This is a genomic window from Curtobacterium phoenicis (assembly GCF_047238015.1).
Taxonomy (GTDB): Bacteria; Actinomycetota; Actinomycetes; order Actinomycetales; family Microbacteriaceae; genus Curtobacterium.
Window position 1 is genome coordinate 2,030,793 of sequence record NZ_JBDFLZ010000002.1, and the last position, 11,018, is coordinate 2,041,810.

Sequence of the window (11,018 nt, forward strand, 5' to 3'; positions counted from 1 at the left end):
CGCAGGTCGGGTGCCGGTGTTGCCACCCAACGGGTGCCGGTTGCTGACCATTTCAACACGTGCTGCCTGGATGTACGGCATCTTCGGGGCACGTTTCGCTCAGCGCGGACCCGAGGGCCCCAGACCGAGTGTCAGGGCGCTGCGAGTCGGTGGTGCTCAGTACGATCGGGTGGTGAGCTCCGACTACTCTGCACGCCATCTCTCCGTCCTCGAGGGACTCGAGGCGGTCCGCAAGCGTCCGGGCATGTACATCGGTTCGACGGATTCCCGCGGTCTCATGCACTGCCTGTGGGAGATCATCGACAACTCCGTCGACGAAGCCCTCGCCGGCCACGGTGACGAGATCGGCGTCGTGCTGCACCCGGACGGTTCGGTCGAGGTCCGGGACACCGCGCGCGGCATCCCGGTCGACGTCGAGCCGAAGACCGGCCTGACCGGGGTCGAGGTCGTGTTCACGAAGCTGCACGCGGGCGGCAAGTTCGGCTCCGGCTCGTACGCGGCGTCCGGCGGACTGCACGGCGTCGGTGCCTCGGTCGTGAACGCGCTGTCCGAGCGGCTCGACGTCGAGGTCGACCGGGGCGGCAAGACCTACGCGATGTCCTTCCACCGGGGCGAACCGGGCACGTTCTCGGGCGACGGTCCCGACGCACCGTTCACGCCCTTCACCTCCGGCAGCGAGCTCCGCGTCGTCGGCAAGGTGAAGAAGGGCGTCACCGGGTCGCGCATCCGGTACTGGGCCGACCGGCAGATCTTCACGCCCGACGCACGCTTCAGCACGCAGGACCTCGTGAACCGCGCGCGGCAGACGGCCTTCCTGGTGCCCGGGCTGGGGATCACCATCACGGACGCTCGACCGTCGTCGATCGAAGCAGCCGCCGCGCGGGCCGCCGCCACCGGTGCGCCGCTCGAGGACGGCCCGGTCATCGAGCGCTTCCGGTACGAGGGCGGCATCAGCGAGTTCGTCGAGCACCTCGCCGTCGACTCCGCCGTGACCGACGTCTGGCGCATCCAGGGCACCGGTACCTTCACCGAGACCGTGCCGATGCTCGACGACAAGGGGCACATGGTCTCCACCGCGGTGACCCGCGAGTGCGAGGTCGACCTGGCACTGCGGTGGGGCAGCGGCTACGAGACCGTCTTCCGCAGCTTCGTGAACATCATCGCGACGCCGAAGGGTGGGACGCACCAGGCCGGCTTCGAGTCCGGCGTGGTGAAGGCCGTCCGCGCGCAGGTCGAGGCGAACGCCCGCAAGCTCAAGGTCGGCCAGGACAAGCTCGAGAAGGACGACGTGCTCGCCGGCCTGACCGCCGTCCTGACCGTCCGCCTGCCCGAGCCGCAGTTCGAGGGCCAGACGAAGGAGGTGCTCGGCACGCCGGCGGTCCGGAAGATCGTCGACCAGGTCGTCTCGAAGCGGCTCACCGAGATACTCACCTCGACGCAGCGTACCGAGAAGGCCCAGGCCGCGACGCTGCTCGAGAAGATCGTCAACGAGATGAAGACCCGCATCTCCGCCCGCGCACACAAGGAGACGCAGCGGCGGAAGAACGCGCTCGAGAACTCCTCGCTGCCGACGAAGCTCGCCGACTGCCGCAAGCAGGACGCCGAGGGCACCGAGCTCTTCATCGTCGAGGGTGACTCGGCGCTCGGCACCGCGAAGCTCGCGCGGAACAGCGAGTACCAGGCGTTGCTGCCGATCCGGGGCAAGATCCTCAACGTGCAGAAGGCCTCCGTGTCCGACATGCTGTCGAACGCCGAGTGCGCGTCGATCATCCAGGTCATCGGTGCCGGGTCGGGCCGGACGTTCGAGATCGACCAGGCCCGCTACGGCAAGATCATCATCATGTCCGACGCCGACGTCGACGGCGCCCACATCCGGACACTGCTGCTCACGCTGTTCTTCCGGTACATGCGGCCGATGATCGAGCAGGGCCGGGTGTTCGCCGCCGTGCCGCCGTTGCACCGGGTCGTCGTGGTGAACCGCGGCAAGGCGAACGACACGCTGTACACCTACTCGGAGGCCGAGCTGCAGGCCGTGCTGAAGAAGCTCGAGAAGCAGGGCAAGAAGTACCAGGAGCCGATCCAGCGGTACAAGGGCCTGGGTGAGATGGACGCCGACCAGCTCGCCGAGACCACGATGGACCGCACGCACCGAACGCTCCGGCGGGTGAACGTGCCCGACGCCGAGAACGCCGCGAAGGTGTTCGAGCTGCTGATGGGGAACGACGTGGCGCCGCGCAAGGAGTTCATCCTCGCGGGCGAGGGGCTCGACCGCGACCGCATCGACGCGTAGCGCGCGGCCCGCTGCGCGCGGTGGGAGCCGTCGAAGACACCGCCGCTCTGCGCGTTGTTCTGCGGAATCGACAGAGTCCCGCGTGTGTACGGCCGCACTCTGTCGCCCCGGCGGGTTGATCCGCTTCCGTGCACCGCGCGTCGTGCGACCTGCGGTTGCGTCAGTGTGCTGGGCTCCGTTGCCGGGCGCGCCGCGAAAGCGACAGATCGCCGGGCTCCGATGCCGTCCGTGCCGGGAAAGCGACAGATCGCCGGGCTCCGAGGCCGTCCGTGCCGCGAAAGCGACAGATCGCCGGGCTCCGAGGCCGTTCGTGCCGCGAAAGCGACGGATAGCCAGGAGAACTCGGCGGTGAACTGTCGCTTTCGCGAAATGCAGCGGGAGGCCGCGCGCCTACGCCTCGCCTGCGGTCCCGTCGAGCGCGGCCGCGCTCCCGCCGATCGTGCCGATCACGGCGTCGAGCGGACTGCCCGACCCGTCGCGCTTCGACAGCCAGTCCGGCAGGGTCCGCGCTGCGCCGTCCGTCCCCACGGCGTGCGGCGGCGCGATGCCCGCCCACGCCACGGTCAAGCCGTCCTCGCCCTTGAGGAACGCGTGCGCCCGGACACCCTGGGTCGCACGGCCCTTCGCCGGGAACTCGGACAGCGCCGACACCTTGGCCCGGCCGTTGTCGGTGCCGGGCAGCGCCGACGAGGAGGTGGACACCGTGGCGACCACCGCGTCGTCGGAGCGGGGGACCGATCCGAACCAGATCACGGACGCCCCAGCAGCCAGTGCGACCCCGGCGACGCCGCCGGCGGGCAGTCCCTGCGGCCGGACGCCGGACGCCGAGAACCGCAGCAGCTGGGCGTTCGAGGTGATGAACACGAGGTCGTCGTCCTCGGGTGCCTGGGTCGCCCCGACCACCGAGTCGCCGGGCTTGAGGCCGATGGCGATGACCTCGGGCTTGTCCGGCCACGCGCCGGCGACGACCCGCTTCACGACGCCCTGCGCCGTCCCGATCGCCACCGAGTCGGCGGCGTTCAGGGCGATGAGGGCGACGACGGTCTCGGTCTTCGGCACGCCGAGGTACTCCGAGACCCGGACGCCGGCGTCGAGCCGCACGGACGCGGGTGGCACCGCGGGGACGTCGACGGGGGAGAACCGCAGCACGCGCCCGGTCGACGTCAGCGCGCCGAGTTCCCCGCGGACCGTGGAGACGACCGAGGACCGGACGGCGTCGTGCTTCGACCGCTTCGGGACCCGCACGATGCCGAGGTCGGTGTCCGGGATGTCGACCCGGACGAGCCGTCCCGTGGTCGAGAGGATCACGCGGCACGGCGAGTCCGCGATCTGCAGCGACTCCGGGTCGACCGCGGCCTTCCGTCCACCGCGTACCGGGACGTCGGCCTCGGTCAGGAGGGTGCGCCGCGGGGTCGCGAAGCGGTCCGACACCTCCGTGAGCTCGAGCGACACCTGCGCCCGGAGCCGCTCGTCGGAGCCGAGCAGCTCCTCGAGCGCGGCGATGTCGGCGAGCAGCTGGTCACGCTCGCCCTCGAGTTCGAGGCGCGAGAACTTCGTCAGGCGGCGGAGCCGGAGCTCGAGGATGTACTCGGCCTGCACCTCGGACAGGTCGAACACCGTCTGCAGTCGGGAGCGCGCGGCCTCGGAGTCGTCCGACGAGCGGATGACCTCGATGACCTCATCGATGTCGAGGATCGCGATGAGCAGGCCCTCGACCAGGTGGAGCCGCTCACGGCGCCGGGCCAGCCGGTACTCCGACCGTCGGGTGACGACGGACAGGCGGTGCCGCACGTAGACGTCGAGCAGGTCCCGCAGCCCCAGGGTCCGTGGGGAGCCGTCGACGAGTGCGACGTTGTTGATGCCGAAGCCGTCCTCGAGCGGGGTGTGCTTGTAGAGCTGCTCGAGCACCGCAGTGGGGTTGAAGCCGGACTTGATCTCGATGACGAGTCGCAGCCCGTGGTTCCGGTCGGTGAGGTCCTTCACGTCGGAGATGCCGACGAGCTTCTTCGACTGGACGCCGTCCTTGATCTTCTCGATCACGCGCTCGGGGCCGACGAGGTAGGGGAGCTCGGTGACGACGAGCCCGGCCTTGCGCGGGGTGAGGTTCTCGACGCTGACCTTCGCGCGGGTGCGAAACGAGCCGCGGCCGGTGGCGTAGGCGTCGCGGACCCCCGAGAGCCCGACGATCGTGCCGCCACCCGGCAGGTCCGGGCCGGGCACGAACTCCATGAGCTCCTCGAGCGAGGCCTGCGGGTTCATGAGGAGGTGCTTCGCGGCCTCGACGACCTCGCCCAGGTTGTGCGGCGCCATGTTCGTGGCCATGCCGACCGCGATGCCCGAGGCGCCGTTGACGAGGAGGTTCGGGAACGCCGCCGGCAGGACACCGGGCTGCATGATCTGGTTGTCGTAGTTCGGGACGAAGTCGACGACGTCCTCGCCCAGCCCTTCCGTCATCGCCATCGAGGGTTCGGCGAGCCGGGCCTCGGTGTACCGGGCGGCTGCGGGGCCGTCGTCGAGCGAGCCGAAGTTGCCGTGGCCGTCGACGAGCGGCACGCGCATCGTGAACGGCTGCGCCATGCGCACCAGTGCGTCGTAGATCGCGCTGTCGCCGTGCGGGTGCAGTTTGCCCATCACCTCGCCGGTGACACGGGCGCTCTTCACGTGCCCGCGGTCGGGCCGGAGGCCCATCTCGGACATCTGGTAGAGGATGCGGCGCTGCACGGGCTTGAGGCCGTCGCGTGCGTCGGGGAGTGCCCGGGAGTAGATGACGGAGTACGCGTACTCGAGGAAGGAGCCCTGCATCTCCTCGGAGACGTCGACGTCCTCGATGCGTTCACCGTCGGGCAGGCCGACTGCTTCCATGCGTGCCATGGCACCCTTCTGCGAGACTGGGGGAGATGGGAACCAGCGTACCGACGGCCCCCGACGCCGCCGCGAACCTCGCCGACGTCCTCCCGAGTTGCCTGGTGGCGCTCGGCGCTGCGGACGACGCGTGGTTGCGACCACGCGGCCTGGAGGCACGGATCGCGTTCCGCCCCGCCCGCTCGGCGGTCGTCGTGCTGGTCGACGGACTCGGCGCCGCCGCGCTCTCCGCGCGCGCCGGGCACGCCCGGTGGCTGGCGGCCCCGCCGGCGAACGGTTCCGCCAAGCGCCTGCGGAGCGGGTTCCCCACGACGACGGCGGCGGCGCTGAGCACCCTCACCACCGGCCGACCGCCCGGCTCGCACGGCGTGGTCGGGTACAGCGGCTGGAACCCGGACACCGGCCGGGTGATGAACCTGCTCAGCGGCTGGGACGACGAGGTGCCGGGGGACTGGTTGCTCGGTCCGACGCTGTTCACCGAGGCCGCGGCGCTCGGCGTCGACCCGGTCGTCGTGGGGCCGGGCCGCTACCGATCGTCGGGCATGACGGCGAGCGTCCTCGGCGGCGCGCGGTACGTCCCGGCCGACTCGATCCCGCAGCGCGTCGACGCCGCCCTCGCCGAGACCGCGACGGGCCGCTCGCTCGTCTACCTCTACGTCCCCGAGCTCGACTCGATCGGGCACAAGCACGGGTGGCAGTCCGACCGGTGGACCGCGGCGCTCGAACAGCTCGACGGCGAGCTGGCACGTTTCGACCGCGCGCTGCAGCCCGACGTGGGGGTCGTCGTGACCGCCGACCACGGCGTGCTCGACGTCCCGGAGCACGCGAACCTGCCGATCGACCCGGAGCTGCTCACGGACGTCGTCGGGGTCGCCGGTGACCCGCGCTGCCGGCAGCTCGCCGTCGCGCCGGGCACCGACGTGCGGGACCTCGTCGGCCGGTTCCGGGCGCGCTACGGCAAGAAGGCGTACGTCGCGACCCGCACCGAGGCGATCGAGGCCGGGTGGTTCGGTGCTGTGGCTCCGGAGGTGGTCGACCGCATCGGCGACGTCGTGCTCGTCGCCCGCGGGTCGTGGGCGTTCAACGACGACCGCGCACTGCGTCCCGGGGAGGTCCCGAAGCGCATGCTCGGGCAGCACGGCGCGATGACCGACGAGGAGACCTTCGTGCCGCTCCGCCTCGCCGGCGCGTTCGCGGGTTGACGACGCGACCCTGAGCGGCCCGCGGCGGATGCCCTGGACGTGACCGGCCCCGTCACGCGCGTTGCGTGACGGGGCCGGGTCGTGCCTCCAGGCCAGGGATCAGGCGGGGTCCTCCGGGCGCGTGCCGAAGACGATCTCGTCCCAGCTCGGCATCGAGCGGCGGTTCCGCCGCTTGCGGTCCCGCGCCTCGGGCTCCGGTGCCGAGGACGGACGTGCATCCGGCTGGGGAGCGGTGTCGGACGAGTCCTCGAAGCCCTGCAGCGGGACGTCGACGACGCTGATGGAGGTGCGGCGGGGCTCCTCCTGGTGCTCGGTGAACGAGGCGGCCTCGCGCTCACCCCGGCGACGGCGGAGCGCCTCCAGCAGGTCGGCGGTCTCGTTGCCGGGCGCGCGCTCCTCGGGGGCGACGGCCCCGATGCGGGGGAGCGGTGCGCGCAGCGGGGCGCGCTCGGCGACCTCGGGGTTCGTTGTCTCCTCGTCCGCGGACTCGACCCGGAACGCGCCGGAGTCGAAGCGGGTGCCGTCGGCGTCCTCGTGCTCGAACTCGACCGCGCGGAGTCGCGGCGCGATGCCCTCGTCGTCCGTGTGGGAGAGCCGGTGCGCGTCACCGTTGTCGGGCAGGAGGGTCGAGGTCTTCGGGTCGAAGCGCCACTGGGCGTCGTGCTCGACCTCGTCGACGGTGTAGCGGACGCGGACCTGCCAGCCGGTGTCGACGTGCTTCCAGGACGCCCACTGCACGTCCGTGGCCTCGCCCGCCTCGAGCTTGTCGGTGATCGCCTCGCCGAAGGTGTCCGGCGCCTCGTCGTCGACGGGTGTCACGGCCACGCGGCGGGCTGCGTCCAGGATGAAGGCGCGCTCGGCGAGCACCGGCCCCTCGAACCGGCGGACGTAGTCGACGTCGACGTCGAGCGCGGCGGCCACGTCGGCGGCGTCGGCACCACCGCGGATGCGCGCCTGCACGTCCTTCGGCGACACGCGCTTCTGCGGTCCGCCCTCGGGGTTCGCCTGCCGGACCTGCCCCGGGAGGGACGAGGTGACGGGCAGCCGGTACTCCGTGCCGCCGTCCGTCGCGAGCAGGAGTGCGCCCGACTCCACTCCGATGACTCTCAGGTCCTGCATGGTTCCGCCTTCCGATGCGTGCGTACGGTCGTGCGTCGTACCCCGTGAGTATGCAGCGCGTCGCCCCCGATCCCGGGGAGGCGCACGGGCGTGCCGCGGAGTGCGGGACGACGGTTCCGAGGACCCGGGAATGGCAGGGCCCGGCGACGGGTTGCACGGGCCGAACGCACCGCCGGGATGTTCGGTTTGCACTCCGGCGGGCCGTGGTGCAAACTGTCGCCGCCGATCACCGGCGACGACCTCTCGATACGAGAAATGGATGGGCATGGCCACCGATTACGACGCCCCCCGGAAGACCGACGACTCCTCTGACTCGGAGTCGATCGAGGCTCTGAAGGAGCGCGTCCCCGACAAGATGTCGGGCGTCGTCGACGATGATTCCGACAACCCGGGCTCGTTCGAGCTCGCCGGTCAGGACCTCTCCGACGTCGACCTCGACGTCGTCGTCCTCCCGCCCCAGGTCGACGAGTTCACCTGTGTCGAGTGCTTCCTGGTGAAGCACCGCTCGCAGCTCGACCACGAGTCGAAGCTCGGCCCGGTGTGCGCGGAGTGCGCCGCACTGTAGACACGCTGTCCTCGAGACCCCGTCACCGACCGGTGACGGGGTCTTCTGCGTGCGCGGGGCCGCGCCCGTCGGGCGTACCTGGTCGGATCGGGCGTACCTGGTCGGATCGGGCATACCTGGCGGAACATTCTGACCAGGCACGCCCGGAAGCGCCATCCATCGCAGCCGCTCTGGGAAGGAACGGGCGCCGCGGAACGGGCGGCGCGGCGTGCGCGGCACGGCACGGCACACAGTGTTCCCGGCGCGACCTGCGGTCGGACGGGAGGCACGTGGCGGCGCCGCCACGTGCCTCCCGTCCGACAGCGGTGTTCCCGGCGCGGGGCGGGTCAGGCGCGGAGCGCCGCCACGACCTCGTCCGGACGCCGGACGCTCACCAACCAGTAGGGGGTCGGGTCGGCGTCGTCGCGCACCTCGACCTTGACGACGCCGCGGACGTAGCCGCGGAAGAGCGTCCACGCCCGGGCGTCGAGCTGCGGCCCGCGCTGGGCCGTTGCCTCGGCACCGGTGAAGCCCGCCACCTCGCCGACGAGCTCCCGGGGCAGGTGCGCCCGGCCCGCCCGGAACTCGGTGTCGGTGACCTCCACCGTCGGCGCGAGCGCCCAGAGGAGCACGAGCACCCCGATCTCCATGCCGATCGCCACGAGCACCCCGGCGAGCACGCTGATGGGGAGGAAGACGAGCAAGCTGGCGGGGATCACGAGGGCCGTCGCCAGGTAGAGCGCGGGCGGCGCCCAGAGTCGTTCGCGGTACAGGGTCACGAGACCATCCCACCACGACTCCGGCGACATCACGGAACGGTCACGGACTGCACTACCCTCGTCACGTGACCGAACCAGTCGACGTCCTCTGGACCGGGGACACCGCTCCCCACTACGCCCACCCCGGCGACGCGGGCGGCGACCTCGTCTCCGCCGAGGCGTTCGTGCTGCAGCCGGGGGAGCGACGGCTCGTCGGCACCGGCCTGCGGATCGCCCTGCCCGAGGGGTACGCGGCGTTCGTGGTCCCCCGGAGCGGGCTCGCGGCGAAGCACGGCATCACGATCGTGAACTCGCCGGGCACCGTCGACGCCGGCTACCGGGGAGAGGTCAAGGTCGCGCTGCTCAACACGGACGCCTCCGAACCGTACGAGGTGCACGTCGGCGACCGCATCGCGCAGGTCGTCGTCATGCCGGTGCCCCGGGTCACCTTCACCCGTGTCGACGAGTTGCCCGAGAGCGTCCGCGGCCAGGGTGGCTTCGGCTCGTCCGGCTACGGTGACCGGAGCGGTACCGTCAGCAGCGCCGCAGAGAACGTCCAGGAAGGAACCCGCGCATGAAGTTCGGCCGCCGCAAGCGTGACGAGGTCGAGGTGGCGGACGCCGTCGCCGACGATGTGGAGGTCGCCGACACGACCCCCGAGGTGGACATCGCCACCGACGCCGACGCCGACCTCGATGAGGTGGACGCGGTCGCGCCGACCGACAAGTCCGCCCCGGAGGACCGTGCCGAGAACGGGCCGCACGACGAGACCGAGGCGAACCTGGTCCGTCCGTACGTGGACCTCGGCGGCGTGAAGGTGCTCCCGCGGGAAGGGCTGCACCTCCGTCTCGAGGTCGAGGAGGGCTCGCAGCGCGTCGTCGCGGTGGGGCTCGACTTCGACGAGTCGACGCTCCAGGTCCAGCCGTTCGCCGCGCCGCGCTCGACGGGGCTCTGGCACGAGATCCGCGCGCAGATCGCCGAGCAGATCGAGGCGCAGGGCGGCGAGGTCGTCGAGGTCGACGGCCCGTTCGGCCCCGAGCTCCGCGCGCAGGTCCCGGTCGCGAACGAGCAGGGCATGACGGACGGCACCCGCGCTGCGCGCTTCATCGGCGTGGACGGACCCCGCTGGTTCCTGCGGGGCGTGATCGCCGGCAAGGCCGCCGAGTCGCCGGACGACGCGGAGGACATCGAGGAGCTGTTCCGCAGTGTCGTCGTGGTGCGCGGATCGACGCCGATGCCGCCGCGCGACCTCATCCCGCTGCACATGCCGAAGTCGACCCAGTCGGCCATCTGACCCAGCCAGGAGGCCCGGTGCCGGACCACGACGACACCCCCCGACACAACGGGGTCGCGCCCGACGGGGTCGCGCCCGACGGGGTCGCGCCCGACGGGGTCGCGCCCGACGGGGTCGCGCCCGACCCGGTCGCGTCCGGAGACCGCGCCGCGACGGCCGCGTCCGGCGACCGCTTCGCGGACGAGCGGGCCGAGCCGCTGTCGCTCAACGCGCAACTCCGCGACGCCGTCCGGAACGCTGGCATCGCGCAGGTGGCTCCGGGCGAGGCGCCGTCCGGCCGTGCACTGCTCACGGCGGTGGGCGGCGTCCGGGGCCTCGCGGAGTCGGTGCTGCCCGGATTCGGGTTCCTCGTCGTCTACGCGATCACGAAGGAGCTCGTGCCGAGCGTCGTGATCCCGGTCGTCATCGGCCTCGTGTTCGTGGTGCTCCGGCTCGTGCAGCGGCAGTCGCTCGCGATGAGCTTCGCCGGCATCCTCGGCGTCGCGGTCTCGGCCGGGCTCGCGCTGCTGACCGGGAAGGCCGAGAGCAACTTCATCCCGGGGATCGTCATCAACGCGGTCTGCCTCCTCGTGCTGCTCGTGACGCTGGCGATCCGTCGGCCGCTCATCGGGCTGATCGTCGGGCTGCTGCTCCCGCAGGACGAGGACGGCAGCGGCACCGACTGGCGCGCCGACCCGGCGAAGCGGCGCGTCCTCACCGTCGCCACCTGGATGTGGGTCGGGTTGTTCGCGCTCCGCCTGCTCATCGAGATCCCGCTGTACCTCACCGCGCAGGTCGAACTGCTCGCCGGCATCAAGCTGATCACCGGGGTGCCGCTCTACGCCGCGCTGCTCTGGGTCACGTGGCTGCTCGTCCGGACCGCCTTCGTGGACACGCGCCGTGGGCACGACGAGGACGCTGCCGCGGTGTAGAGTTGTCTCGACATCGAGATACTTTCCGGCGGACCCTC

At 71.6% G+C, this 11,018-nt stretch carries 9 protein-coding genes; 6 read left to right on the top strand and 3 right to left on the bottom strand.

Annotation, left to right across the window (positions count from 1 at the left end):
* The first annotated feature begins 169 nt into the window (after positions 1 to 169).
* The gene (locus ABC270_RS09855; RefSeq protein ID WP_412880623.1) at positions 170 to 2,290 is read left to right on the top strand and encodes a DNA gyrase/topoisomerase IV subunit B; all 2,121 of its coding nucleotides are present in this window, start codon (positions 170 to 172) and stop codon (positions 2,288 to 2,290) included.
* A 390-nt stretch (positions 2,291 to 2,680) separates the two neighbouring features.
* Here ABC270_RS09855 and ABC270_RS09860 read toward each other — a convergent pair whose 3' ends face one another.
* Entirely contained in the window at positions 2,681 to 5,161 is a 2,481-nt protein-coding gene (locus ABC270_RS09860) for a DNA gyrase/topoisomerase IV subunit A (RefSeq protein ID WP_412880624.1), read from the bottom strand.
* A 26-nt stretch (positions 5,162 to 5,187) separates the two neighbouring features.
* On the opposite strand from ABC270_RS09860, the gene ABC270_RS09865 reads away from it, so the two are divergent.
* Entirely contained in the window at positions 5,188 to 6,354 is a 1,167-nt protein-coding gene (locus tag ABC270_RS09865) for an alkaline phosphatase family protein (protein ID WP_412880625.1), read from the top strand.
* Positions 6,355 to 6,453: 99 nt separating this feature from the next.
* On the opposite strand, the gene sepH is transcribed toward ABC270_RS09865, so the two are convergent.
* Positions 6,454 to 7,473, bottom strand: a complete 1,020-nt coding sequence (gene sepH / locus ABC270_RS09870) for a septation protein SepH (protein ID WP_412880626.1) — start codon at positions 7,471 to 7,473, stop codon at positions 6,454 to 6,456.
* A gap of 265 nt (positions 7,474 to 7,738) precedes the next feature.
* Between sepH and ABC270_RS09875 the strand changes: the two genes are divergently transcribed.
* Complete coding sequence (locus tag ABC270_RS09875) at positions 7,739 to 8,038, top strand: DUF4193 domain-containing protein (protein ID WP_031272446.1); 300 nt, start codon at positions 7,739 to 7,741, stop codon at positions 8,036 to 8,038.
* A 326-nt stretch (positions 8,039 to 8,364) separates the two neighbouring features.
* Here ABC270_RS09875 and ABC270_RS09880 read toward each other — a convergent pair whose 3' ends face one another.
* Positions 8,365 to 8,796 carry a DUF3093 domain-containing protein gene (locus tag ABC270_RS09880; protein WP_412880627.1) on the bottom strand — a complete coding sequence of 144 codons (432 nt, stop codon included), beginning with the start codon at positions 8,794 to 8,796 and terminating at the stop codon, positions 8,365 to 8,367.
* A 65-nt stretch (positions 8,797 to 8,861) separates the two neighbouring features.
* Here ABC270_RS09880 and dut point away from each other — a divergent pair, with 65 nt between their 5' ends.
* From dut to ABC270_RS09895, 3 genes are read left to right on the top strand one after another with little or no spacing between them, the layout of a single operon-like run.
* Positions 8,862 to 9,353 carry a dUTP diphosphatase gene (gene dut / locus ABC270_RS09885; protein ID WP_412880628.1) on the top strand — a complete coding sequence of 164 codons (492 nt, stop codon included), beginning with the start codon at positions 8,862 to 8,864 and terminating at the stop codon, positions 9,351 to 9,353.
* The gene (locus tag ABC270_RS09890) at positions 9,350 to 10,069 is read left to right on the top strand and encodes a DUF3710 domain-containing protein (RefSeq protein WP_412880629.1); all 720 of its coding nucleotides are present in this window, start codon (positions 9,350 to 9,352) and stop codon (positions 10,067 to 10,069) included. The genes dut and ABC270_RS09890 overlap by 4 nt, the downstream gene beginning before the upstream one ends.
* A 17-nt stretch (positions 10,070 to 10,086) precedes the next feature.
* Complete coding sequence (locus tag ABC270_RS09895) at positions 10,087 to 10,980, top strand: DUF3159 domain-containing protein (protein ID WP_412880630.1); 894 nt, start codon at positions 10,087 to 10,089, stop codon at positions 10,978 to 10,980.
* The last annotated feature ends 38 nt before the right edge of the window (positions 10,981 to 11,018 follow it).

What these genes read in the sequence shown, in the direction of transcription:
- ABC270_RS09860 (WP_412880624.1), bottom strand. Translation starts at nt 5,161, where the DNA reads ATGGCACGCATGGAAGCAGTCGGCCTGCCCGACGGTGAACGCATCGAG.
- ABC270_RS09865 (WP_412880625.1), top strand. Translation starts at nt 5,188, where the DNA reads ATGGGAACCAGCGTACCGACGGCCCCCGACGCCGCCGCGAACCTCGCC.
- sepH (WP_412880626.1), bottom strand. Translation starts at nt 7,473, where the DNA reads ATGCAGGACCTGAGAGTCATCGGAGTGGAGTCGGGCGCACTCCTGCTC.
- ABC270_RS09875 (WP_031272446.1), top strand. Translation starts at nt 7,739, where the DNA reads ATGGCCACCGATTACGACGCCCCCCGGAAGACCGACGACTCCTCTGAC.
- ABC270_RS09890 (WP_412880629.1), top strand. Translation starts at nt 9,350, where the DNA reads ATGAAGTTCGGCCGCCGCAAGCGTGACGAGGTCGAGGTGGCGGACGCC.